At 64.4% G+C, this 25,037-nt stretch carries 21 protein-coding genes; 13 read left to right on the top strand and 8 right to left on the bottom strand.

All coding sequences use genetic code 11. From position 1 onward, the window contains the following. The first annotated feature begins 284 nt into the window (after window positions 1-284). On the top strand, window positions 285-1,667 hold the full coding sequence (gene cysS, locus GPA22_RS07055) for a cysteine--tRNA ligase (RefSeq protein WP_169255388.1): 1,383 nt from the start codon (window positions 285-287) through the stop codon (window positions 1,665-1,667). A 102-nt stretch (window positions 1,668-1,769) separates the two neighbouring features. On the opposite strand, the gene dnaJ is transcribed toward cysS, so the two are convergent. From dnaJ to grpE, 3 genes are all read right to left on the bottom strand, one after another. Continuing rightward, entirely contained in the window at window positions 1,770-2,897 is a 1,128-nt protein-coding gene (gene dnaJ / locus GPA22_RS07050; RefSeq protein WP_169255387.1) for a molecular chaperone DnaJ, read from the bottom strand. 116 nt (window positions 2,898-3,013) lie between these two features. Next, window positions 3,014-4,945 carry a molecular chaperone DnaK gene (gene dnaK / locus GPA22_RS07045; protein WP_169255386.1) on the bottom strand — a complete coding sequence of 644 codons (1,932 nt, stop codon included), beginning with the start codon at window positions 4,943-4,945 and terminating at the stop codon, window positions 3,014-3,016. Between the two features lie 121 nt (window positions 4,946-5,066). Continuing rightward, on the bottom strand, window positions 5,067-5,645 hold the full coding sequence (gene grpE, locus GPA22_RS07040; RefSeq protein ID WP_169255385.1) for a nucleotide exchange factor GrpE: 579 nt from the start codon (window positions 5,643-5,645) through the stop codon (window positions 5,067-5,069). A 173-nt stretch (window positions 5,646-5,818) separates the two neighbouring features. Between grpE and GPA22_RS07035 the strand changes: the two genes are divergently transcribed. Beyond that, complete coding sequence (locus tag GPA22_RS07035) at window positions 5,819-7,180, top strand: serine/threonine-protein kinase (RefSeq protein WP_169255384.1); 1,362 nt, start codon at window positions 5,819-5,821, stop codon at window positions 7,178-7,180. A gap of 68 nt (window positions 7,181-7,248) precedes the next feature. Here the strand turns inward: GPA22_RS07035 and GPA22_RS07030 are convergent, their stop codons facing one another. The 3 genes from GPA22_RS07030 to hrcA are packed head-to-tail and all read right to left on the bottom strand — an operon-like array spanning window position 7,249 to window position 9,800. Beyond that, the gene (locus GPA22_RS07030; protein WP_169255383.1) at window positions 7,249-7,644 is read right to left on the bottom strand and encodes a phage holin family protein; all 396 of its coding nucleotides are present in this window, start codon (window positions 7,642-7,644) and stop codon (window positions 7,249-7,251) included. Continuing rightward, entirely contained in the window at window positions 7,644-8,741 is a 1,098-nt protein-coding gene (gene hemH / locus GPA22_RS07025) for a ferrochelatase (RefSeq protein WP_169255382.1), read from the bottom strand. Before hemH ends, GPA22_RS07030 begins: the two co-directional genes overlap by 1 nt. Before the next feature lie 30 nt (window positions 8,742-8,771). Beyond that, window positions 8,772-9,800 carry a heat-inducible transcriptional repressor HrcA gene (hrcA, locus tag GPA22_RS07020; RefSeq protein ID WP_169255381.1) on the bottom strand — a complete coding sequence of 343 codons (1,029 nt, stop codon included), beginning with the start codon at window positions 9,798-9,800 and terminating at the stop codon, window positions 8,772-8,774. Window positions 9,801-9,885: 85 nt separating this feature from the next. Here hrcA and GPA22_RS07015 point away from each other — a divergent pair, with 85 nt between their 5' ends. Next, window positions 9,886-10,770, top strand: coding sequence for an NAD kinase (locus GPA22_RS07015; protein WP_169255397.1), 885 nt, complete (start codon window positions 9,886-9,888; stop codon window positions 10,768-10,770). Window positions 10,771-10,801: 31 nt separating this feature from the next. Then, window positions 10,802-12,466, top strand: a complete 1,665-nt coding sequence (recN, locus tag GPA22_RS07010; protein WP_169255380.1) for a DNA repair protein RecN — start codon at window positions 10,802-10,804, stop codon at window positions 12,464-12,466. Between the two features lie 24 nt (window positions 12,467-12,490). On the opposite strand, the gene fur is transcribed toward recN, so the two are convergent. After that, a complete protein-coding gene (gene fur / locus GPA22_RS07005; RefSeq protein WP_121429619.1) occupies window positions 12,491-12,925 on the bottom strand; it encodes a ferric iron uptake transcriptional regulator in 435 nt (144 codons plus the stop codon). Window positions 12,926-13,046: 121 nt separating this feature from the next. On the opposite strand from fur, the gene GPA22_RS07000 reads away from it, so the two are divergent. From GPA22_RS07000 to greA, 5 genes are all read left to right on the top strand, one after another. Beyond that, window positions 13,047-13,463: an outer membrane protein assembly factor BamE gene (locus GPA22_RS07000; protein ID WP_169255379.1), complete on the top strand. Its 417-nt coding sequence runs from the start codon at window positions 13,047-13,049 to the stop codon at window positions 13,461-13,463. A gap of 37 nt (window positions 13,464-13,500) precedes the next feature. Further along, window positions 13,501-14,307 carry a 4-hydroxy-tetrahydrodipicolinate reductase gene (dapB, locus tag GPA22_RS06995; RefSeq protein WP_169255378.1) on the top strand — a complete coding sequence of 269 codons (807 nt, stop codon included), beginning with the start codon at window positions 13,501-13,503 and terminating at the stop codon, window positions 14,305-14,307. Between the two features lie 170 nt (window positions 14,308-14,477). Beyond that, a complete protein-coding gene (carA, locus tag GPA22_RS06990; protein WP_169255377.1) occupies window positions 14,478-15,620 on the top strand; it encodes a glutamine-hydrolyzing carbamoyl-phosphate synthase small subunit in 1,143 nt (380 codons plus the stop codon). Window positions 15,621-15,674: 54 nt separating this feature from the next. After that, window positions 15,675-18,902 carry a carbamoyl-phosphate synthase large subunit gene (gene carB, locus GPA22_RS06985; protein WP_169255376.1) on the top strand — a complete coding sequence of 1,076 codons (3,228 nt, stop codon included), beginning with the start codon at window positions 15,675-15,677 and terminating at the stop codon, window positions 18,900-18,902. Continuing rightward, window positions 18,899-19,375 carry a transcription elongation factor GreA gene (gene greA / locus GPA22_RS06980; RefSeq protein ID WP_169255375.1) on the top strand — a complete coding sequence of 159 codons (477 nt, stop codon included), beginning with the start codon at window positions 18,899-18,901 and terminating at the stop codon, window positions 19,373-19,375. The genes carB and greA overlap by 4 nt, the downstream gene beginning before the upstream one ends. Before the next feature lie 73 nt (window positions 19,376-19,448). Here greA and GPA22_RS06975 read toward each other — a convergent pair whose 3' ends face one another. Then, entirely contained in the window at window positions 19,449-19,916 is a 468-nt protein-coding gene (locus tag GPA22_RS06975; RefSeq protein ID WP_169255374.1) for a YhbY family RNA-binding protein, read from the bottom strand. A 39-nt stretch (window positions 19,917-19,955) separates the two neighbouring features. On the opposite strand from GPA22_RS06975, the gene GPA22_RS06970 reads away from it, so the two are divergent. From GPA22_RS06970 to glmM, 4 genes are all read left to right on the top strand, one after another. After that, the gene (locus tag GPA22_RS06970; RefSeq protein WP_169255373.1) at window positions 19,956-20,579 is read left to right on the top strand and encodes an RlmE family RNA methyltransferase; all 624 of its coding nucleotides are present in this window, start codon (window positions 19,956-19,958) and stop codon (window positions 20,577-20,579) included. A gap of 118 nt (window positions 20,580-20,697) precedes the next feature. Next, the gene (gene ftsH, locus GPA22_RS06965) at window positions 20,698-22,593 is read left to right on the top strand and encodes an ATP-dependent zinc metalloprotease FtsH (RefSeq protein WP_169255372.1); all 1,896 of its coding nucleotides are present in this window, start codon (window positions 20,698-20,700) and stop codon (window positions 22,591-22,593) included. Between the two features lie 72 nt (window positions 22,594-22,665). After that, window positions 22,666-23,499, top strand: coding sequence for a dihydropteroate synthase (folP, locus tag GPA22_RS06960; protein WP_169255371.1), 834 nt, complete (start codon window positions 22,666-22,668; stop codon window positions 23,497-23,499). 64 nt (window positions 23,500-23,563) lie between these two features. Next, window positions 23,564-24,925, top strand: a complete 1,362-nt coding sequence (gene glmM, locus GPA22_RS06955) for a phosphoglucosamine mutase (RefSeq protein ID WP_169255370.1) — start codon at window positions 23,564-23,566, stop codon at window positions 24,923-24,925. Window positions 24,926-25,037 lie beyond the last annotated feature (112 nt).

The raw sequence follows: 25,037 nt of genomic DNA, 5'->3' as shown, positions 1-25,037 counted from the left end.
CGGCGGCATGCAGCAGCGGAGCAACACCCAGGCCGAGGGCAATGGCCACCACGGCCAGGGCGAAATTGGGACGCATCTTCATTGTGCTAGAATCGCTCGGTTTCCGTTGATCCACGCGGATTTAACATATCATTCTATCAAATAACCGGGGTCGTATCACGACGGGGCGCGGACCTCGATGCGAACGCAGCGGTGGTTTCCGACTGTTTCCGGCGCGAGGTTTTCTGCGCCCGGAAAGTGGTTTCCTCGCATGCGGTTTCCGGTGCCGCCACGCGGAAGATGCCATGCTTCAGATTTACAACACACTGACGCGAAAGAAAGAATCCTTCGTTCCGATCGAGCCGGGAAAAGTCCGGATGTATGTGTGTGGCATGACGGTGTACGATTTCTGCCACCTGGGTCATGCTCGTGTAATGGTCGTGTTCGACATGGTGGCGCGCTGGCTGAGGGCGAGCGGATTCGAGCTTACTTATGTCAGAAACATTACTGACATTGATGACAAGATCATTCGTCGCGCCGGCGAGAACGGCGAGTCGATCCGCTCGCTGACCGACCGCTTCATCGCCGCGATGCACGAGGACGCGGACGCACTCGGTATCATGCGGCCCGACCACGAGCCGCGCGCGACGGAATACGTGGGGCAGATGCAGTCCCTGATCGAGCGACTGCACACCAAGGGGCTGGCTTACGTCGCGCAGAACAGGGACGTGTGCTACTCGGTGCGCAAGTTCGATGGCTACGGCAAGCTGTCGGGCAAGTCGATCGACGAGCTGCGCGCCGGCGAGCGCGTGGAGATCGCCGGCGAAAAGCACGATCCGCTCGATTTCGTGCTGTGGAAGCACGCCCGCTCGGAGGAGCCGGAAGAGGTCAAATGGGCCTCCCCGTGGGGGGCAGGGCGACCGGGCTGGCATATCGAGTGCTCGGCGATGAGTTCCGACCTGCTGGGCGAGCATTTCGACATCCATGGGGGCGGACAGGATCTGCAGTTTCCGCACCACGAGAACGAGATCGCACAGTCAGAGGGCGCGCACGACCACACGTTCGTGAACTACTGGATGCACAATGGCTTCGTCCGCGTCGATGACGAGAAAATGTCGAAGTCGCTCGGCAACTTCTTCACGATCCGTGACGTGCTGAAGAAGTATGACGCCGAGGTGGTGCGCTTCTTCATCCTGCGGGCGCACTACCGCAGTCCGCTCAACTATTCCGACGCCCATCTCGAGGATGCGCGCCAGTCGCTGACCCGGTTGTATACGGCGTTGCGCAACGTCACGCCGGCGGATGCCCCGGTCGACTGGGACGAGATCCATGCACGCCGCTTCCGCGAGGCGATGGACGACGATTTCAATACTGCCGAGGCGGTCGCCGTGCTCTTCGATCTTGCGAACGAGGCCAATCGCAGCGGCTCGGCCGCCATGGCGGCGCAGCTGAAGGGGCTGGGCGGGGTGCTGGGCCTGCTTGGCCGCGACCCGCTTGCCTTCCTCCAGGGCGGCACGTCGGAGGCCGCGGGTGACGAGGCGGGCGAGATCGAGGCGCAGATCGAACTGCGCGCCCAGGCCAAGAAGGCGAGAAATTTCGCCGAAGCGGACCGGATCCGTGCCGACCTGCTGGCACGGGGGATCGCGCTCGAGGATACGCCGCAGGGGACGCTGTGGCGGCGCGCGTAAGCGCCTGACCGTGCCGGCGCTCCGCAGCAGTGCGGGTGCCGGGCGGAGCAAACGATTCGGCCGCGCCAACGTTTCCGTCTGGCGCGGCCGGTCCTGGCGGGGTCAGCCGCCGAAGAACTCCTTGACCTTGTCCATCCAGGACTTGGCCTTGGGGTTGTGGCGATCGGCGTCGCCGCGTGACACTTCCTCGAATTCCCGCAGCAGTTCCTTCTGGCGCTCGGTCAGGTTCACCGGCGTCTCGACGACGACGTGGCACATCAGATCGCCATGCGCCTGCGAGCGGACGTTGCGGATCCCCTTGCCACGCAGGCGGAAGACCCGCCCGCTCTGGGTTTCGGCGGGAATCTTGAGGCGTGCCATGCCCTCGAGCGTCGGGATTTCGATCTCGCCGCCCAGCGCGGCCGTCGTGAAGCTGATCGGCATTTCGCAGTGCAGGTCGTCGTGGTCGCGCTGGAACACGGAGTGCTGGCGGATGTGGATCTCGACGTACAGGTCGCCCGGCGGCCCGCCATTGACGCCCGGCTCGCCGTGGCCGGCGTGGCGCAGGCGCATGCCTTCATCGATGCCTGCCGGGATCTTTACCTCCAGGGTCTTCTGCCGTTTCACGCGTCCGGCGCCGCCGCAGTCGCGGCACGGGTCGGGAATGATGCGGCCGGTGCCGTGGCACTTGGGGCAGGTTTGCTGGATCGAGAAGAAGCCCTGCTGGATGCGGACCTGGCCGGCGCCGCCGCAGGTGGGGCAGGGCTTGGGCTGGGTGCCTGGCTTGGCGCCGCTGCCGTGGCAGGTGTCGCACTCTTCGACGGTCGGAATGCGGATCGTCTTTTCCGCGCCGCGGGCGGCTTCCTCCAGCGAGATTTCAAGGTTGTAGCGAAGGTCGGCGCCGCGATAGACGTTCGAGCGGCCGCGACCTCCGCCGCCGCCGAAGATGTCGCCGAAGATGTCCGAAAAGGCGTCGGCAAAGCCGTCGAAGCCCTGGGCGCCGGCCCCCGCCCCGGCCGACGGATCAACGCCGGCGTGGCCATAGCGGTCGTATGCGCCGCGCTTCTGCGAGTCGGAAAGGATCTCGTAGGCCTCCTTGGCCTCCTTGAACTTCTCCTCGGCGTCCTTGTTGTCCGGATTGCGGTCCGGGTGGTGCTTCATGGCCAGCTTGCGGTAGGCCTTCTTGATTTCGTCGTCCGAGGCGTCGCGATTGACGCCCAGTACGTCGTAGTAGTCCCGTTTCGTTGCCATATTGTGTCGCTCAGGCTGGGGAGGCCGCGCGGGCCTCCCGGTCATGCAAAGGCCGAGCCGGCCGGAAATGCTCCTCCGGCGTGGGCTCGGCCATCATCTCGCCGCCCGGCGAGCGATTACTTCTTGTCTTTGACTTCGGTGAACTCGGCGTCGACCACGTCGGCATCGCCCGCCTTCGAGCCGGACGACGCCCCCCCTGCGGCACCCGCTGCGCCGGCTTCGGCGCCTTGGGTCTGCGCGTACATCTGCTCGCCCAGTTTCTGGCTCGCCATGGCGAGGGCCTGGGTCTTGGCTTCGATCGCGGCCTTGTCGTTGCTCTTCAGCGACTCCTCGGCATCCTTGATCGCGGCTTCGATCTTGGCCTTCTCGTCGGCGCCGATCTTGTCGCCGTATTCGGTCAGCGACTTCTTCACCGAATGCACCAGCGCGTCGCACTGGTTGCGCGCGTCGACCATTTCGTGGGCCTTCTTGTCCTCTTCGGCGTGGGCGGCGGCGTCCTGCACCATGCGCTGGATCTCGTCGTCCGAGAGGCCCGAGTTGGCCTGGATCTTGATCTTGTTCTCCTTGCCGGTGGCCTTGTCCTTGGCCGACACGTGCAGGATGCCGTTGGCGTCGATGTCGAAGGTGACCTCGATCTGCGGCATGCCGCGCGGCGCCGGCGGGATGTCGGACAGGTTGAACTGGCCGAGGCTCTTGTTGCCGGCGGCCATCTCGCGCTCGCCCTGGAGGACGTGGATGGTCACGGCGCTCTGGTTGTCGTCGGCGGTCGAGAACACTTGCGAGGCCTTGGTCGGGATCGTGGTGTTCTTCTGGATCAGCTTGGTCATCACGCCGCCCAGGGTCTCGATGCCGAGCGATAGCGGCGTGACGTCGAGCAGCAGCACGTCCTTCACTTCACCCTGCAGTACGCCGCCCTGGATGGAGGCGCCCACGGCGACGGCTTCGTCCGGGTTCACGTCCTTGCGCGGATCCTTGCCGAAGAACTCCTTGACCTTCTCCTGCACCTTGGGCATGCGCGTCATGCCGCCGACGAGGATCACGTCGTCGATCTCGGAGACCTTCACGCCCGCGTCCTTCAGCGCGATGCGGCACGGTTCGATGGTGCGCTCGACAAGGTCGTCGACCAGCGACTCGAACTTGGCGCGGGTGATCTTCATCGCCAGGTGCTTCGGCCCGGTGGCGTCCGCAGTGATGTAGGGCAGGTTGATTTCGGTCTGCTGCGACGACGACAGCTCGATCTTGGCTTTCTCGGCCGCTTCCTTGAGGCGCTGCAGCGCGAGCACGTCGTTCTTGAGATCGACGCCCTGTTCCTTCTTGAACTCGGTGACGATGTAGTCGATCAGGCGCTGGTCGAAATCCTCGCCGCCGAGGAAGGTGTCGCCGTTGGTTGCGAGCACTTCGAACTGGTGCTCGCCGTCGATGTCCGCGATCTCGATGATCGAGATGTCGAAGGTGCCGCCGCCGAGGTCATACACGGCGATCTTGGAGTCGCCCGGCTTCTTGTCCATGCCGAAGGCGAGCGCGGCCGCGGTCGGCTCGTTGATGATGCGCTTGACTTCGAGACCGGCGATGCGGCCGGCGTCCTTGGTCGCCTGGCGCTGGCTGTCGTTGAAGTAGGCCGGTACGGTGATGACCGCTTCGGTGACTTCCTCGCCGAGGTAGTCTTCGGCGGTCTTCTTCATCTTGCGCAGCACTTCGGCCGAGACCTGCGGCGGGGCGATCTTCTTGCCGCGCACTTCGACCCAGGCGTCACCGTTGTCGGCCTTCGCGATCGTGAAGGGCATCAGGTCGATGTCCTTTTGCACTTCCTTTTCTTCGAAGCGGCGGCCGATCAGGCGCTTGACCGCGAACAGGGTGTTCCTGGCGTTGGTGACGGCCTGGCGCTTGGCAGGGGCGCCGGTCAGGATCTCGCCGTCTTCGGCGTACGCGACGACGGACGGCGTGGTGCGTGCGCCTTCCGAGTTCTCGATGACCTTGGGCTTGCCGCCTTCCATCACGGAAACGCAGCTGTTGGTGGTGCCCAGGTCGATGCCGATGATCTTGCCCATTTCAGTTCCTTTTCGTTTGAGTGTGCAGCCGAGGGAGCTCCGCTCGAGGTGCCCCGGCTTGCCGGATTGCGTTGTTAGATAGGTAGGGTCGCCGTCGCGGATTTCAAGTGGCCGGCGAGGCTCACGCGCCCTTGCCCTTGGAGACCATGACCATCGCCGGACGCAGCACGCGCTCGTGCAGCAGGTATCCCTTCTGCAGCACGGCAGTGACGGTATTGGCCTCGCTGTCGGCCTCGACCATCGCGATCGCCTGATGGCGGTTGGGATCGAACTTCGTCCCGATCGGGTTCTCCTCGGCCACGCCGGCGCTCTGGAAGGCCCCGGCGAGTTGCTTGAGGGTCAGCTCGACGCCTTCGCGCAGGCTTTCGATGGTCTGATTTTCGGTGGCGAGCGCGGCCTCCAGGCTGTCCTTGACCGGCAGCATCGCGTTCGCGAACTTCTCCGACGCGAACTTGGACGCCTTGGCGATGTCTTCCTGAGCACGCCGGCGGATGTTCTCGGCCTCGGCTCGTGCACGCAGCCAGGCGTCGTGATGTTCGGCAGCCTTCAGTTCGGCCTGGCGCAGGGATTCCTCCAGGCTCGGCATGACGTCGCCCGCGGGCTCGGCGGCGACTTCGCCTTGGGGAGCCTGGCCGGATTCTTCGGCGGGGGCCTGCAGCAGTTCGTCGGGGGTCTCGGCGGAGGGCTTGTTTTCCTGCATGGGGTGGAGCTCCAGGTGTTCGTTTGACGGGTCGGGAGATGGGGGCGGCCTCGTCCGTTTCAAGTGGCTGGTTACAAAAAAACGCCGGGTTGCTCATGCGCGCCCGCGTGTGTCACGATTGAAACTTCGCACGGCGCTCGACGACCGTGCGGGATGCAAGGTCCGGATCACACATGAGCGAGATGCCGCAGACAATCGGGAAGTATCGCATCGTGCGGGAGGTGGGGCGCGGTGCGACGGCTGTCGTCTACATGGCGGAGTCTGCGGACTGGCCTGTCCCGGTCGCGGTCAAGCTGATCCGCTTCGACGACAAGTCGAAGGACGAGTCGAAGTGGAACCGGCGCCTCCTGAAGCTGCTCAAGGCCGAGAAGGCCGTCTCCACGCGCCTGGATCACCCGCACATCATCCACGTGCACGACGTCGTGATCGAGCCGGAGCAGGCCTACGTCGTCATGGAGTATTTCCCCGGCGAGTCGCTGGAGCGCTATTGCAGGTTCGAGCATCTGCTGCCGGTCCATCGGGCGATCGGGATCGTGTTCAAGTGCTGCATGGCGCTCGACTACGCCTACCGGCAGGGCATCGTTCATCGCGACATCAAGCCTGCGAACATCCTCATCGATGATCAGGACAACGTCAAGATCACCGATTTCGGCCTGGCGCTGAACATCAGCAAGAAGGTCGAGTCCGATTCGACCTTCATCATGGGGGTCGGCTCGCCGGCCTACATGAGCCCCGAGCAGATCAAGGGCTATCCGCTCAATCAGAAGACGGACCTGTACTCCCTCGGGGTGGTGCTGTTCAACCTCCTTACCGGGCGCCTGCCTTTCCGCGCGAGCAGCCCGGCCCAGCTGATCTACAAGATCATCAATGCCGACCCGCCGCGCGTGTCGCAGCTGAACCCGGAACTGCCGGAGCCGATGGATGCGGTCATCCGCAAGGCGCTCGAAAAGGATCTGTACTCGCGCTACAAGAACGGGGCGGAGTTCGCCAAGGACCTGTCTGCGGTGCGCTACCAGCTTGTCGACGACACGTACGTGCCGCCGGACACCAGCCGCTTCTCGTGCCTGCGCAAGCTGTCGTTCTTCACCGAGTTCGACGATGTCGAATTGTGGGAGGTGCTGCGAATTTCGGCCTGGCGGGTCGTCGAGAGCGGAACCGCCCTCATTCGCGAGGGCGACGCGGACCAGCGGTTCGGGATTGTCGTCGAGGGCGAGGTGGAGGTGTCCATCGAGGGGCGCCGCGTGAGCGATCTGGGCGTCGGCGAGGTTTTCGGCGAGCTGGCCTGGCTGGACAGCATTCGCCACCGTCACATGACGACCGTGACCTCGAAACAGGCGACCACTTATCTGGAAGTGAACCCGTCGGCCCTGGCGCTTGCGACGGACGAACTGCGCGAGCGTTTCCGCACGATGCTGGCAACGACTGCCGCCGGGCGCCTCGGCGAAGCCCTGCGTGAGCTCGCCGCGAACGGGGAGCCGGCGATGGCTGGCAAGTTCACCGCTACCGGGCTCGATCTGCAATTGGTCGAGGACTGAAGAAGCGGGGCCGGCTGCCGTCTCGCGCTCCGGCCCTGATTGGTGCCCTCGCGCGCGGGCGACGTCAGTCAGTCGCGATGATGGCGAAACCGCACACCGATCCGGGCATCCGGCCTGTCCGCGAGGGCAATGTTCACGAGCGAGGTGAGCACGCTGTAGAGCAGGGCGCTCCAGAAGGCCGCCCAGAAGTCGGTCACATGTACGCCGCTGACGAGTCCCGCCACACCCCAGAACAGGAACGCATTGATCACCAGCGTGAAGAGCCCGAGCGAGAGGATCGTGATCGGGAGCGTGATGAGGATCAGCAGCGGCCGGATCAGGGCGTTGATCAGGCCGAGCAGCAGCGCCGTGACCAGTGCGGACGCGTAACCCTCCACCCGCAGGCCGCTGATGAGCTCGGGCAGGAGCATCAGCGCGACCGCGTTCAGCAGCCAGCGCAGTGCAAGTTTGAGTCGCGGATCCATCAGCAGGTCGCTCCGGCCTTGCGTGCGCGCTGGACACTCGCGGCGAGGTCCTGTGGTGCGGCAGCGGGGCGTGAGAGCCAGTTGCCCAGGTGGTCGCGCACGATGCCGCTGAGCGCGTTGATCCAGTCGTTGCGCTCATTGAGGCACGGGATGTAATGGAACTCCTTGCCGCCGCACGAAAGGAACGCATGCCGGCACTCCAGCGCGATCTCCTCGAGGGTTTCGAGGCAGTCTGCCGGGAAGCCGGGGCACAGCACGTCCACCCGCTTTGTCCCCTGCCGCGCGAGGGCTTCGAGCGTCGGCTGCGTGTAGGGCTTGAGCCATTCCGCCTTGCCGAAGCGCGACTGGAAGGTGAGTTGCCAGCGGTCCTCCGGCAGGTCGAGCTCGGCAGCCAGGAGCCGGGCGGTGGCGTGGCATTCGCAGTGGTAGGGATCGCCGAGGTCGAGCGATCGCCGCGGCACGCCGTGGAAGCTCATGATGAGCTTGTCGCCCTCGCCATTCTTCATCCAGTGGTCACGCACGCTCTGGGCCAGTGCGGCGATATAGCCCGGATGGTCGTGAAAGTTGCGCACGTAGCGGATCTCGGGCTGGTTGCGCCAGCGGGCAAGACAGGTTGCGACCTCGTCGAGCACGCTCGCCGTCGTGCTGGCGGCATACTGCGGGTACATCGGTACGATCAGGATGCGGGTGCAGCCGTCGGCCTTCATGCGCTTGAGCACGTCCGGCACGGACGGGGCCCCGTAGCGCATCGCCCAGTCGACGCGCAGGTCCGCTAGTCCACGATGGCCGAGGTAGCCGGCAAGGAGTTTGGTCTGGCGTTTGGTATGCACCGTCAGCGGCGAACCCTCGTCCATCCAGATCGTTGCGTATTTTGCGGCCGATTTCGCGGGGCGGGTGTTCAGGATGATGCCGTTCAGGATCGGCCACCATACGGGCGCCGGGATCTCGACGACCCGCGGATCCGACAGGAACTGCCTGAGATAGGGGCGGACCGCGGCAGCGGTGGGCGCGTCAGGCGATCCGAGATTCACGAGCAACACGCCCGTGCGTGCGGGCGTGCCGTGCGTCCAGGCGGGTTCGGGCCAGTAGCGGGCCATGCTGATCCTTGTGTGAGTGCGGCGCGCCGTTCAATTCGCGTTCGAGAGCGCGTTCGAGAGCAGGCGTGCCGTGATGTCGACGATGGGAATTACCCGATCATAAGCCATGCGCGTCGGTCCGATGACGCCGACCGAGCCGACGATGCGTCCGTTGACCTCGTAACCGGCGGTCACGACGCTGCAGCCGTCGAGCTGGGCCAGCCCCGATTCGTCGCCGATGAAGATCTGCACCCCCTGGGCGCGATTGGACAGGTCGAGGAGCTGAATCAAGCCGGTCTTCTGCTCGAACAGCTTGAACAGTTCGCGCAGCCGTGCCATGTTCGACGACAGATCCTCGATGTCGAGCAGGTTGGTTTCGCCCGACAGCACGTAGCGCGAGCTGTCGTCCTCGGCGGCGGCACTGCCGGTTTCCACCGCCGCGTTCATCAGCTCGCTCATGTCGCTGCGCAGCTGCTTGAGTTCGGCCCGGACGCGCGTGCGGATGTCGTCGAAGCCGAGTCCTGCACAGTGCTCGGTGAGGTAGTTCGCCGCTTCGACGAGTTCCGACGGCGAGTACGAGCGCCGCGTATGGATGATGCGGTTCTGCACGTCGCCCGCCGTCGTGACGATGATCAGCAGGATGCGGTTTTCCGACAGGCTGATGAACTCGATCTGGCGGATCTTGATCAGGTCGCGACGCGGCGAGATGACGACTCCGGCAAACTGCGTCAGCTCGGACAGGAGGTGCGAAGCGGAACTGACCAGCCGCTGCGGCTGGTCGGGCTGAAGATGTCCCTTGAGTTCGCGCAGTTGCGCCTGTTCCAGCGGCTGCACCGTCAGCAGCGAGTCGACGAAGAAGCGATAGCCGAGTGCCGTCGGAATGCGCCCGGCCGACGTGTGCGGACTCGTGATGAATCCCATCTCTTCGAGGTCGCTCATCACGTTGCGCACCGTCGCGGGAGACAGTTCGAGGCCCGAGTAGCGCGACAATGAGCGTGAACCCACCGGCTGCCCCTCGACGATGTAACGTTCGATCAGGGTCTTGAGCAGGATCTGCGAGCGGGGGTCGAGCGGTTTCATGATGGTCTTGGGTGATTTCCCCGATTCTATGGAACTGCCGGCGTCTCTGCCAAGGTCCTGCATGATTTGTGGTTTAATCCGCGGCATGAGCCACAGCTTTCATACCATTGCCCTGATCGGCAAGTATCAGAGTCCCGATGTTGCGGGCGCGGTCCTGTCGATTGCCGGTTTCCTGCGCGAGAAGGGGCTCGCTGTATGGATCGAGCAGGGTACGGCAAGTTCCATCGGGCTCGTCGGTGAGTATGCGACGGTCACTTACGACGAGATCGGCGCAAAGGCCGACCTGGCGGTGGTGCTCGGCGGGGACGGTACGATGCTCAATACGGCTCGCCGGCTGTTCGAGCACGCGGTGCCGCTCGTGGGCATCAATCAGGGAAGGCTGGGCTTCCTGACCGACATCCCGCGCAAGGAAGCGCTCGAAAAGCTTGCGGAGATCCTCGAAGGTCGCTTCACCGAGGAGGTGCGCACAATGCTCGACGCCGAGGTGATCCGCGCCGGGCAACGGGTCTTCCACACCCTGGCTTTCAACGATATCGTCCTCAACAAGGGCGATCTCGGCCGCATGATCGAATTTGACCTGTCGATCGACGGCGAATACGTCTACACGCAACGCTCCGACGGCATGATCGTCACGACCCCGACGGGCTCGACGGCCTATGCCTTGTCCGCGAACGGCCCGATCCTGCACCCGACAGTGGGCGGCATCGCGCTCGTGCCGCTGTGCCCGCACGCCCTGACGGCCAGGCCGATCACGCTGCCGGACACGTGCCGGATCGAAATCCAGCTGCTTTCCCCGCACGACGGGCGCATCCATTTCGACGGCCAGACCCGTTTCGATGCCCACGCGAGCGATCTTCTCCGCATCACCCGTTCGCCCAAGGTGGTGCGTTTTCTGCACCCCGAGGGGTACAGCTACTTCGAGATGCTGCGCCAGAAGCTCCATTGGAGCGCCACCCCGCGGCTGCCGTGACGGCCGCCCTTTTTTCCGATCTGCGACGCCTATGCTCCGCCGCCTGACCATTCGGGACTTCGTAATCGTCGATCGACTTGAACTCGAATTCCAGTCGGGGTTCGGTGCACTGACCGGCGAGACCGGCGCCGGCAAGTCGATCCTGCTGGATGCCCTCGGGCTCGCCCTCGGCGGTCGTGCCGATGCCGGCGCGGTGCGTATCGGACGCGACAAGGCTGATATCGCCGCCGAGTTCGAGCTGCCAGCCGGTGGGGGACTCTCCGACTGGCTCGCGGCGCAGGATCTGCCCGCCGACGACGGCATGGTGATCCTGCGCCGCGTCGTCGAATCGGGCGGCCGATCCCGTGCCTGGATCAACGGCGTGCCGGTGACGCAGGCGCAGCTGCGCGAGGCGGGCGACTGGCTCGCGGACATCCACGGGCAGCATGCTCACCATGCCTTGCTCAGAGGAGACGCCCAGCGCGCGCTGATCGACGCGCATGCCGGCGCGGCCGCCCTCGCCAGCGACGTCGCTGTCCGGTTTCGAGCATGGCAACAGCTGGCGGAGTTGCGGCGGGCCGCGGAGCAGGACTCCGCCGCATCCGAGCGCGAACGCGAGCTGCTTGCGTGGCAGATCGGGGAATTGCGGGACCTGGCGTTCGCCCCGGAGGAATGGGTCGAGATCAATCACGAGCACTCCCGTCTCGCCCATGCGGCGGGCCTGATGGAGGGGGCGGACGAGGCGCTGGCGACGCTCGGCGAGGGCGATGGCGCGGTGACGTACTTGCTGCGGCACATTGGCGTCCGCGTCGACGCGATGGCCGACATCGACCCGGGGCTGGGCGACGTCCGTGAACTGCTCGCCGGCGCGGCCATCCAGGCGGATGAAGCGCTACATGCGCTTCGCCGCTATCGCGACCGGCTCGACCTCGACCCGCAGCGCCTTGCCGAGATCGAGCGGCGCATCGGCGCCGTGACCGATGTGGCGCGCAAGTACCGCGTCGATCCCGAGGGGCTTCCCGAGCTGCTCGAAACCTGGACCGGGAAACTCGAGGAGATGGTTGCGCGTGCGGATCCCGTCCATCTCGCCGAACAGGAGGCGCAGGCCAGGCGAGCCTATGACGAGGCTGCAGCACGCCTGTCCGCCGCGCGTCGTCCCGCAGCCGACCGACTCTCGCGCGAAGTGAGCGAGGCGATGCAGACCCTGGCGATGGCGGGGGGGCAGTTCGCCGCTGTGCTCGAACCCTGCGCACCGTCAGCGCATGGCGTCGAGACGGTCGAATTCCGCGTCGCGGCCAACCCCAGCCAACCCTTGCGTCCGCTGGCCAAGGTTGCCTCGGGTGGAGAACTGTCGCGGATCGGTCTCGCCATCCAGGTCATGACCAGCCGCGACTCGGCGACCCCGACGCTGATCTTCGACGAGGTCGATGTCGGCATTGGCGGCGGCGTTGCCGAGATCGTCGGCAAGTTGCTGCATCGGCTGGGTCAGGAGCGGCAGGTCCTGTGCGTCACACATCTTCCCCAGGTTGCGGCGTGCGCCGACTGGCAGTGGAACATCGCCAAGTCGAATCGCGACAACGAGGTGGTCAGCGCCGTCACGCCGCTGGAAATGGACGGGCGGATCGAGGAGATTGCGCGCATGCTCGGCGGCGTCAACATCACCGACACCACCCGTCGCCACGCTGCCGAAATGCTCGGGGTGACCGCCGCCCCATAAGCCCGGCGGCAGCCGGGAAGCGAGTCAATCGAGCTTGCGGTTCGGGCAGTTCTTCTTGAGGCAATCGACGTAGAGGTAGAGCGCGTGCTCGTGGACCGCAAAGCCGCGGTCCGCGGCGATCTTGTTCTGACGCCGCTCGATTTCCTCGTCGAAGAATTCCTCGACCTTGCCGCACTGCACGCAGACGAGGTGATCGTGATGCCCGCTTTCCTTCAGCTCGAAGACTGCCTTGCCGGATTCGAAATAATGCCGCTCCAGCAGACCTGCCTGCTCGAACTGCGTAAGGACCCGATAGACGGTGGCAAGGCCGATGTCCATGCCTTCCGCCATCAGCAGTCGATACACATCCTCGGCAGTCAGGTGCCGCAAGTCCGACGTCTGGAAAAGATCGAGGATCTTCAGGCGTGGATAGGTGGCTTTGAGGCCTATGTTTTTTAGGTTTTGCGAGTTCTCTGACATGGTCGCTCTGTTGGCTTGCAGTTCGCACGGCCACTTGGCTGCTGGCTACCTATGATATATTTTTTCGCGTTTGTCTGAAAAAGATACGCCGTTCGGCGCCAACGACCAAGATCTCCATTTCATGCGTGTATTGATTCTTCCGGCGGTCGTCGCCGTCGCGGGCCTCATGGCCGGTTGTTCCTTCACCTCCCTGACCAATCACTTGAACCCCCATCGCGTCGATGTGCGCCAGGGCAATTACGTGGATCAGGAGATGGTCGCGCGCCTCAAGAAGGGCATGACGCGGGAGCAGGTCCGCTTTGCCCTCGGTACGCCCCTCGTGACCGACATCTTCCACTCCGACCGTTGGGATTACGTCTATATCTTCCGCCCCGGGCGCGGTGACCCCCAGCAGCGTGTCCTCAGTGTGTTCTTTGACGGCGACAAGCTCGATCGGGTTTCCGGCGATGTGCAGTCGGGTGATGCGCCGGCCGCCGCTGCGGCCTCGCAGACCGAGCGCGCCCGCGTGATCGAGATCCCGCCCGCAGCCAACAAGTAGTGAAGGCGTGCCAGCCGCGCTCACAGGACCTGACTGAATGAATCCCTTACGTATTGCAATCGCAGGTGCATCCGGCCGCATGGGGCGGATGCTGGTCGAGGCTGTGCTGAACGACAGCGAGGTCGTGCTTGCCGCCGCCTTCGATCGGGCAGGCACCCCCTTCATCGGCCGCGATGCCGGCGAACTGGTCGGCAGCGCCTGCGGCGTCGTGATCACCGACGCCGCCCGTGCGGCGATCGCGTCGGCGGACTGCGTGATCGATTTCACCCGCCCGGAAGGGACGCTCGTGCATCTCGGCATCGCCCGCGAGCTCGGCAAGGCGATGGTGATCGGCACGACGGGATTCTCGGCTGCCGAGAAGGACGTCATCGCCGCGGCGGCACAGGACGTCCCCGTCGTGTTTGCACCGAACATGGCCGTCGGCGTGAACGCCGTGTTCAAGCTGCTCGAAGTGGCCGCCCGCATCCTCGACGAAGGGTACGACGTGGAGGTCATCGAGGCGCACCATCGCTTCAAGGTCGATGCGCCATCCGGTACGGCACTGCGGATGGGCGAGGTCGTCGCGCGTGAGCTCGGGCGGAATCTGGAGGAATGCGCGATTTACGGTCGCGAAGGGGTGACCGGCGAGCGCAAGTCCGAAACGATCGGATTTTCGACGATCCGTGGCGGCGACGTCGTGGGTGACCATACCGTCCTCTTCGCCGGCATCGGCGAGCGCATCGAGATCACGCACAAGTCCGGCAGCCGCATGCCTTATGCGCTGGGTTCCGTGCGCGCGGCGCGGTTTCTGGCCGGTCGGAAAAGCGGCCTTTTCGACATGCAGGACGTCCTCGGCCTGCGCTGATTCGTCGCACCGGTCCGTCGCCCACGTTGCCTCGGGCCGCGGCAAACGATACAATTCAGCGGTTTAGACAAGCGGGATTGGCCGAACAGCGGCTCGTCCCGTTTTTTTCACGTTCGGGCAGGCTTACCGCGCCTGTCCCCGTCTTTTCGGCTGAAATCCAGGAGTTTGTCGTGACTGCTTCCCCGCCCGCCCTACTAGCACTCGCCGATGGGACGGTATTTTTCGGCAAGGGAATCGGTGCAGCCGGCAGCACGGTTGGTGAGGTGGTGTTCAACACGGCGATGTCCGGTTACCAGGAAATCCTCACCGACCCGAGCTACTGCCGCCAGATCGTGACGCTGACGTACCCGCACATCGGGAATACCGGCGTCAATCCCGAGGACGTCGAATCCGGGCGTGTGCACGCCGCCGGCCTCGTCATCCGCGACCTGCCCATTCTTCCCTCCAACTTCCGCATGGGCCAGACGCTCGACGCCTACCTCAAGGCCGAGAACGTCGTCGCCATCGCCGGCATCGATACCCGCAAACTCACGCGCGTCCTGCGCGAGAAGGGTGCCCAGAACGGCTGCATCGTCACCGCGACCGATGGCGCTGCGCTCAACCCCGAGGCGGCCATCGCCCAGGCGCGCGCCTTTCCGGGGCTGGCAGGCATGGACCTCGCCAAGGTCGTCAGCGCCGAGCAGAAGGTCGAGTGGACCGAAGGCGAATGGCAACTCGGCTCCGGCTACGACGCCGACCCCAAGGCGCGCTTTCACGTCGTTGCCTACGACTTCGGCGTCAAGCGCAACATCCTGCGCATGCTCGCGAGCCGCGGCTGCCGCCTTACCGTCGTGCCCGCACAGACTTCCGCTGCCGATGCGCTCGCGCTCAATCCGGACGGCATTTTCCTGTCGAACGGCCCGGGAGATCCGGAGCCCTGCGACTACGCGATCGCGGCGATCCGCGAGTTCCTCGCACGCGGCATCCCGACCTTCGGCATCTGCCTCGGGCATCAGCTGATGGCGCTCGCCTCCGGCGCGAAGACCGTGAAGATGAAGTTCGGCCACCACGGTGCGAACCATCCGGTCAAGGATCTCGATACCGGACAGGTGCTGATCACCAGCCAGAACCACGGCTTCGCGGTCGACGTCGACACGCTGCCGGCGACCCTGCGTCCGACCCACGTGTCACTCTTCGACGGCAGTCTGCAGGGCATGGAGCGCACCGACGTGCCGGCCTTCTGCTTCCAGGGGCACCCCGAGGCGAGCCCGGGGCCGCACGACGTCAGCTACCTGTTCGACCGCTTCATCAAGCTGCTCGAAGCGCGCAAATGATTCGCAAGCGGCAGCCCGCGCTGCCGCTCCCCAACGCAAGACCGAGGTTAGGCAATGCCTAAGCGCACAGACATACAAAGCATTCTCATCATCGGCGCCGGCCCGATCATCATCGGCCAGGCGTGCGAGTTCGACTATTCCGGCGCACAGGCCTGCAAGGCGCTGCGCGAGGAAGGCTACAAGGTCATCCTGGTGAACTCCAACCCGGCCACGATCATGACGGATCCGGGCACGGCCGACGTCACCTACATCGAGCCGATCACCTGGCAGGTCGTCGAGCGCATCATCGAGAAGGAGCGCCCTGACGCGCTGCTGCCGACGATGGGCGGGCAGACTGCGCTCAACTGCGCGCTCGACCTCGCCAAGAATGGTGTGCTCGAGAAATACGGCGTCGAGCTGATCGGCGCCTCGCGTGAGGCGATCGACAAGGCCGAGGATCGCCTCAAGTTCAAGGACGCGATGACCAAGATCGGGCTCGGCTCGGCCCGTTCCGGCATCGCCCACAGCATGGAAGAGGCCCTGCAGGTGCAGGGCGGCATCGGCTTCCCCGTCATCATCCGCCCGTCCTTCACGCTCGGCGGCACCGGCGGCGGCATCGCCTACAACATGGAAGAGTTCGAGGAGATCTGCAAGCGCGGTCTCGAGGCGAGCCCGACCAATGAACTCCTGATCGAAGAGTCGCTGATCGGCTGGAAGGAATACGAGATGGAAGTCGTCCGCGACCGTGCGGACAACTGCATCATCGTCTGCTCGATCGAGAACCTCGATCCGATGGGCGTGCACACCGGCGACTCGATCACGGTGGCGCCCGCGCAGACCCTTACCGACAAGGAATACCAGATCCTGCGCAACGCCTCGATCGCGGTGCTGCGCGAGATCGGCGTCGATACCGGCGGCTCGAACGTCCAGTTCGCGATCAACCCGAAGGACGGTCGCATGATCGTCATCGAGATGAACCCGCGCGTGTCGCGCTCGTCGGCACTCGCCTCGAAGGCGACCGGCTTCCCGATCGCCAAGGTCGCAGCCAAGCTCGCCGTCGGCTACACGCTCGACGAACTCAAGAACGACATCACCGGCGGCGCGACGCCGGCCTCGTTCGAGCCGTCGATCGACTACGTCGTCACCAAGATCCCGCGCTTCGCGTTCGAGAAATTCCCGCAGGCCAACGACCGCCTCACCACGCAGATGAAGTCGGTCGGTGAAGTGATGGCGATGGGGCGCACCTTCCAGGAGTCGTTCCAGAAGGCGCTGCGCGGCCTCGAAGTCGGTGCCTACGGCCTCGACGAGGTCGAGACCGACCGTACCGATCTCGAACATGAGCTTGCGAACCCCGGCGCCCAGCGGATCTGGTACGTCGGCCAGGCCTTCCGCGAGGGTTACACCCAGGAGCAGGTGTTTGGCCTCACCAAGATCGATCCGTGGTTCCTCGCGCAGATCGAGGACATCGTGCTCACCGAGAAGGCCATCACCGGCCGCTCGCTGAAGGCGATCCAGGCCCCCGAGCTGCGCGACCTGAAGCGCAAGGGCTTCTCCGATCGCCGCATCGCCAAGCTGTTGGGTGTCGATGAGACCGCGGTGCGCCTGCACCGTCACGCCAATGGCGTCCGCCCCGTGTTCAAGCGCGTCGATACCTGCGCGGCCGAGTTCGCAACCTCGACCGCCTACATGTACTCCTCCTACGAGGACGAATGCGAAGCGCGTCCGACGGACAAGAAGAAAATCATGGTCCTCGGTGGCGGACCGAACCGCATCGGCCAGGGCATCGAGTTCGACTACTGCTGCGTCCATGCCGCGCTCGCGCTGCGCGAAGACGGCTACGAGACGATCATGGTCAATTGCAACCCGGAGACGGTCTCGACCGACTACGACACGTCGGACCGCCTGTACTTCGAACCGATCACGCTCGAGGACATCCTCGAGATCGTGCACATCGAGAAACCGGTCGGTGTGATCGTGCAGTTTGGCGGCCAGACCCCGCTCAAGCGTGCGCAGGCACTGGAAGAGAACGGCGTGCCGATCATCGGCACGAGCCCGGACATGATCGACGCCGCCGAAGACCGCGAGCGCTTCCAGAAACTGCTCAACGACCTCGGCCTCAAGCAGCCGCCCAACCGCACGGCACGCACCCCGGAAGCGGCCGTGCGCCTTGCTGCGGAAATCGGCTACCCCCTGGTCGTCCGCCCGAGCTACGTGCTCGGCGGTCGCGCGATGGAAATCGTGCACGAGCAGAAGGACCTCGAGCGCTACATGCGCGAGGCGGTGAAGGTCTCGAACGAGTCGCCCGTGCTGCTCGACCGCTTCCTCAACGACGCCACGGAGGTGGACGTCGATGCGCTGTCGGACGGTAATCAGATCATCATCGGCGGCATCATGGAGCACATCGAACAGGCAGGCGTCCACTCGGGCGACTCGGCTTGTTCGCTGCCCCCGTACACGCTGTCGGCGAAGCTGCAGGACGAACTGCGCCGCCAGACCGAGGCCATGGCGCGCGCGCTCAACGTCTGCGGCCTGATGAACGTCCAGTTCGCCATCCAGGGCGAAGGCGACGATGCGACGGTCTACGTACTCGAAGTGAACCCGCGCGCGTCGCGCACCGTTCCTTTCGTCTCCAAGGCCTGCGGCCTGCAGCTCGCGAAGATCGCCGCGCGCTGCATGGCCGGGCAGAGCCTCGCGAGCCAGGGTGTCACCCGCGAGATCGTGCCGCCGTATTTCTCGGTGAAGGAAGCCGTGTTCCCGTTCGTGAAGTTCCCGGGCGTCGACACGATCCTCGGGCCGGAAATGAAGTCCACGGGCGAGGTGATGGGCGTTGGCCGCAGCTTTGCGGAAGCCTTCGTGAAGTCGCAACTCGCTGCCGGAGTCCGGTTGCCGCAGGCGGGCACGGCCTTCATCAGCGTGAAGCCGACTGATCGGGGCGCGGCGGTCGAAGTGGCGCGAGAACTGCACGAGCTCGGATTCCGTGTTGTCGCGACGCGCGGCACCGGTTCGGCCATCGACGCCGCCGGGATTCCCGTGAGCGTCGTCAACAAGGTCAATGAAGGTCGTCCGCACATCGTGGATATGATCAAGAACAACGAAGTGAGCATGGTGATCAACACGGTGGAGGAGAAGCGCCAAGCGATCGTCGATTCGCGCTCCATCCGCACGAGCGCGCTGGCGGCGAAGCTCACGGTGTTCACCACCATCGAGGGCGCGCGTGCAGCCTGCATGGGCATGCGTCACCTCGAAGGACTCGAGGTTTACGGCCTGCAGTCCTTGCATGCGGAACTGAAGAAGCAATCATGAACAAGACCCCCCTTACCGTAACGGGTGCGGAGAAGCTCCGTATCGAACTGCACAAGCTCAAGACCGTCGAGCGACCGAACGTGATCGCCGCGATCGCCGAGGCCCGCTCGCACGGCGACCTTTCCGAAAACGCCGAATACGACGCAGCCAAGGAACGTCAGGGTTTCATCGAGGGGCGGATCAAGGAACTCGAAGGAAAGATCGCGAACGCGCAGATCATCGATCCGCGCCTGCTGGATGCGGATGGGCGCTGTGTATTCGGCGCCACGGTGAAGCTCGAGGATATGGAGTCGGGGCAGGCGGTTGCCTATCAGATCGTCGGTGACGACGAGGCCGACATCAAGGAGAGCAAGATTTCGATCAGTTCTCCGATCGCTCGCGCGCTCATCGGCAAGTACGCCGGTGACATCGCCGAGGTGCAGGCCCCGGGTGGCGTGCGCGAGTACGAAATCATCGAAGTGCTGTACATCTGACACGGGACGGGGCCGGAACGACGATCCGGCCCGCAGTTTCTCCGCGGGGCCTTGTCGGCCCTGCTATCGATGATTATTTGCCGCCACGCGGTCCCGGCTTGCGCGAAGGGCTTCTGGTACGCTTTTCTGCCAGCCGCCTCTTGTCGGCGGCAGCCTTGATGAGCGCGGTACGCCGGGCCGCAGCCGCAAATGCGCGGGCCGACTTGGCCGTCGCTGCGCGCGGCGAATTCGACGTAGCCGCCTTGGGCGCGGCGGTCGCCGTTTCTTCTTCGCGGCGTTCCCTCCACACGACCAGGATCGTGCCGATATGCTGCACCGCCGATGCGCCGAGCGTGTCGCAAATAGTCTGCATCAAGGTGTCGCGGTCACCACGTTCGGTACCATAGACCTTGATCTTGATAAGCTCGTGCGCCTGCAGGGAACGGTCGATCTCGCCGAGGACGGTCGATGTCAGCCCGTTACCCGCGACACTGACAACCGGGTTCAGATGGTGGGCGGCGGCCCGCAGTTCGCGGCGCCGTGCGGGTGATAGCTCGATCATCGTTTTCTCAAATCTTTCAGGGGCATGGATTCTACTCCCATGACGAGGACCAAGACCAGCAAGGCGTGGATGCACGAGCATGTGAACGATCCCTACGTCCAGCGCGCCAAGGGTGAGGGCTATCGTTCCCGCGCGGCGTACAAGCTGATGGAGATCGACGACAAGGACCACCTGTTGCGTTCCGGCATGGTGGTCGTCGACCTCGGCGCCGCTCCGGGGTCGTGGACGCAAGTGGCGCTTCAGCGCGTCGGCAGGGCAGGCCGGGTGTTCGCGCTGGATCTGTTGCCGGTCGAACCCTTGCCGGGGGTGGAGTTCATCCAGGGCGACTTCCAGGATGACGCGGTGCTCGCCGAACTCGAGAATCGCCTCGATGGCGCGCCCGTCGACCTTGTACTTTCCGATATGGCCCCCAATATGTCGGGTATCGATACGGTGGACCAGGCGCGCTCGATCCATCTGGGCGAACTCGCGCTCGATTTCGCCGCGCGGCACCTCAAGCCGGGGGGCAACTTTCTTATCAAGGTGTTTCAGGGCGCAGGGTTCATGGAGTTCCGTAGCGAGATCCAGCGGCATTTCGCTTCGCTGCAGGTGCGCAAGCCGAAAGCCTCCAGGGACCGCAGCGCCGAGGTGTATCTGCTGGGGCTGAAGCGCAGGCCGGAGTAACGGGAAGGGCGTGCAGCGATTGATTGTCTCGATTGTGACCATTGGTTTACGCAGCGGAACGTTCGCCACTAGAATGGGTCAATGTTTCGCTGCCCCGACGGGCCCATAAGGAAAGAAGTTGAATAATCTCTTCAAGAATCTCGCGATCTGGATGGTTATCGGTGTCGTGCTGATGACGGTGTTCAATCAGTTCAACTCGCGTCAGGTCGCGACCAACACGATGGAGTACTCCCAGTTCCTTGAGGAGGCGAAGGCCGGGCGTATCGCCAAGGCCACCGTCGACGGGCGCCTCGTCCGGGCGACGACGCAGGAAGGACGTCAGATCACGGTATACACACCGGGGGTGCAGGACATCTGGATGGTGTCAGACCTCATTCGTGCCGGCGTCGCGGTCAATGCGACCAAGCCCGAGGAAGAGCAGTCCTTCCTGATGAGCATCTTCGTGTCCTGGTTCCCGATGCTCCTGCTCATTGGCGTCTGGGTGTTTTTCATGCGCCAGATGCAGGGTGGGGGGCGCGGTGGCGCCTTCTCCTTCGGCAAGTCCAAGGCGCGCATGCTCGACGAGTCCGCGAACTCGCTGAGCTTCGCCGACGTCGCCGGTTGTGACGAGGCGAAGGAAGAAGTCTCGGAACTCGTCGATTTCCTGCGCGATCCCTCCAAGTTCCAGAAGCTCGGCGGCCACATCCCGAAGGGTGTCCTGATGGTCGGCTCCCCGGGTACCGGCAAGACCTTGCTCGCCAAGGCCATCGCCGGAGAGGCGAAGGTCCCGTTCTTCTCGATCTCCGGTTCCGATTTCGTCGAAATGTTCGTCGGTGTCGGCGCGGCCCGCGTTCGCGACATGTTCGAGCAGGCGAAGAAGCACGCCCCGTGCATCATCTTCATCGACGAGATCGATGCGGTCGGTCGCCAGCGCGGTGCCGGGATGGGGGGCGGTAACGACGAACGCGAACAGACCCTCAACCAGCTGTTGGTTGAAATGGACGGTTTCGAAGGGCAGACGGGCGTGATCGTGATCGCCGCCACCAACCGCCCGGACGTGCTCGACCCCGCGCTGCTGCGCCCGGGCCGCTTCGACCGCCAGGTCGTGGTGCCCCTGCCGGACATACGTGGCCGCGAGCAGATCCTCAAGGTCCACATGCGCAAGGTTCCGATCGCTCCGGACGTCGAGCCCGTGGTGCTGGCGCGTGGAACCCCCGGTTTTTCGGGTGCGGACCTCGCGAACCTCGTCAATGAGGCCGCCCTTTTCGCTGCGCGCGGTAACAAGCGCCTTGTCGACATGGATGACTTCGAGCGTGCCAAGGACAAGATCATGATGGGCTCCGAGCGCCGCTCCATGGTCATGCCGGAAGAGGAGCGCCGTAACACGGCGTACCATGAGTCGGGCCATGCGGTGGTTGCCAAGCTGCTCGACAAGACCGATCCGGTGCACAAGGTCACGATCATCCCGCGTGGCCGGGCCTTGGGTGTGACGATGCAGTTGCCGGAGTCGGATCGCTACAGCCAGGACCGCGAGCGCCTGCTGCAGACGATTGCCGTCTTGTTCGGCGGCCGGATCTGCGAAGAAATTTTCATGAAGCAGATGACCACGGGCGCTTCGAACGACTTCCAGCGTGCAACCGATCTCGCCCGCCGGATGGTGACGCAGTGGGGCATGTCGGACAATCTCGGCCCGATGGTATACGGCGAGGAGGAAGGCGAGATCTTCCTCGGGCGCCAGGTCACTACCCACCGCAATGTTTCGGAAGCGACGATGCAGAAGGTGGACGCCGAGATTCGCCGCATCATCGATCAGCAGTATGCGCTCGCGCGTCGCCTGATCGAGGAAAACAGCGTCAAGATCGAGGCAATGACCAAGGCGCTTCTCGAGTGGGAGACCCTCGACGCCGACCAGATCGACGACATCATGGCCAGCCGGACGCCCCGTGCTCCCAAGCCCACGTCGCAGGCTCCCCGACGTCCACGCGACGATGATGCTCCCGGAGCTGCGCCGACTGCGGCCGCTCCCGCTGCGTGATCCGATCAGTCTTGTGAATTGAGTTGAATTGGGCCGACGAGAGTCGGCCCGATTTTATTTCCGGAGGAAGAAATGGCGGTTCTCAAGTGTGGCCGATTCGACATCGATCTCGAACGTCCGCGCATCATGGCGATCATCAATACCACGCCCGACTCGTTCAGCGGCGATGGCCTCGGCCACGACCTCGACGCCGCCATGCGGCGCTGCGAGGCAGCGGTTGCTGCGGGTGCCCACATTCTCGACATCGGCGGGGAGTCGACCCGTCCCGGCTCGGAATCGGTCCCGGAGCAGGAGGAGCTCGATCGCGTGGTTCCCCTCGTCGAGCGTCTCGCGGACTGGCCGGTCCCGGTTTCCGTCGATACCGTGAAGCCCGCGGTCATGCGTGCATCGCTGGCGGCAGGCGCAACGCTGATCAACGACATCAACGGATTCCGCGCACCGGGGGCGATGGAGGCCGTGGCGGACTCGGATGCGGCTTTGTGCGTCATGCACATGCAGGGCGAACCCCGCAGCATGCAGGCCGCTCCCCATTACGACGACGTGGTGGGCGAGGTGCTCGATTTTCTCGATCACCAGGTCGGCGCACTTAGGGCCCTTGGAGTTGCAAGGGAGCGCATCCTTCTGGACCCCGGCTTCGGGTTCGGAAAGACGGTTGAGCATAACCTTGCGTTGATGCGCGCCCTTGATCGATTCCTCGCCACGGGCTTCCCTGTGCTGATCGGCGTGTCGCGGAAATCGGTACTGGGTGCCGTTACAGGCCGTGCTGTCGCGGATCGTGTCCCTGCGAGCATCGCGGGTGCGCTGATCGCCGTCGAGCGTGGTGCACGAATCGTTCGTGTGCATGATGTGGCGCAGACGCGGGATGCACTGACCGTGTGGGAGGCGGTTCAGTTCGGGACTCCCTGATCGAAGGCTATGGTTGCCCCGCCGGAGGTGCGATAATTAGCGCTTTTCGCAGTTGGAACACGCGATGGCGCGCAAGTATTTCGGTACCGACGGAGTGCGGGGCAGGGTAGGTGAGTCGGTCATTACGCCCGATTTTGTGATGCGGCTGGGCTACTCGGCGGGTGTGACGCTGGTCGGTCGCGAACATCTGCCGCGCGGCGAGCGGCCGGCTGTGCTGATCGGCAAGGACACGCGGATCTCGGGTTACATGCTTGAGGCGGCTCTTGAGGCTGGCTTCGCTGCCGCGGGGGTCGATGTCCTGCTCGCCGGGCCGGTCCCGACGCCGGCGGTTGCCTATCTCACGCGCGCCCTGCGATTGCAGGCCGGTGTGGTGATCTCCGCGTCGCACAATCCGTATTACGACAACGGGATCAAGTTTTTTTCCGCTGACGGGAGCAAGTTGCCCGATGCGGTGGAGAGCGAGATCGAAGCGCGCCTGGATCAGCCGATGGGCTGTGCCGAGTCCGGCAGGCTCGGGAAGGCGCGCCGCATCGATGACGCGCGAGGTCGCTACATCGAGTTCTGCAAGAGCACCTTCCCGAACGAGCTCGACCTGCGCGAGCTGAAGCTTGTTCTCGACTGTGCGAATGGCGCGGCATATCACATCGCGCCGAGCGTCTTCCACGAGCTGGGGGCGGAAGTCATTTCGATCGGCGTCGAGCCGAACGGACTCAACATCAACGAACGCTGTGGCGCCACCTCGCCGGAAACGCTGCGCGAGGCGGTGCTCGCAAACAATGCCGATCTCGGCATAGCCCTTGATGGCGACGGCGACCGCGTGATGATGGTCGATGCGCGGGGCGAGATCTATGATGGTGACAAGCTCCTGTACGTCATCGCCTCCGCGCTCCGGCGGCAGGGACGTCTCGAGGGCGTGGTGGGCACCCTGATGAGCAACCTCGGGTTCGAACACGCAGTCGGCCGTCTGGGCGTTCCGTTCGCGCGGGCAAAGGTGGGCGATCGTTATGTGCTCGAATTGCTGCAGGAGCGGGGCTGGAAGCTCGGCGGCGAAAACTCCGGCCACATTCTTTGCCTCGACCGGCACACCACGGGCGACGGCATCATTTCTGCCCTGCAGGTCCTTGCGGCATTGAAGGAGGCGCGCAAGACCCTCGCGGAGGCCTGTGCGGACCTCGTCTTCTATCCGCAAAGACTGATCAACGTGAAGCTTCCGGCCGGCTTCCAGTGGCAGTCGCATCAGGGGATCGCATCGACCTGCAAGGATGTCGAGGCTCGGCTCGGCAGCCGGGGACGCGTCCTGCTGCGACCGTCCGGCACCGAACCGCTGCTTCGTGTGATGGTTGAAGGGCAGGACGGTGAGGAGGTCGAACGCTTCGCACGGGAAATCGCCGAGTGCATCGAGCGCGCGACTGCGGGGTATTGTTAATCTCGGATTATGAACTGTCACATTCCTGAAACGTGGTGAAACTAAAGTAATAGAAGTTTCTGGAATGCACTTGCCGGATGGCAAAGCCCTGCAAGTGTATTCGGTTTGGAAG

Origin of the sequence: Aromatoleum toluvorans (assembly GCF_012910905.1) — a bacterium.
Classification (GTDB): Bacteria; Pseudomonadota; Gammaproteobacteria; order Burkholderiales; family Rhodocyclaceae; genus Aromatoleum; species Aromatoleum toluvorans.
The sequence above is the reverse complement of the archived record's forward strand: the minus strand, read 5'-3'. Positions and strand labels throughout refer to the sequence as shown.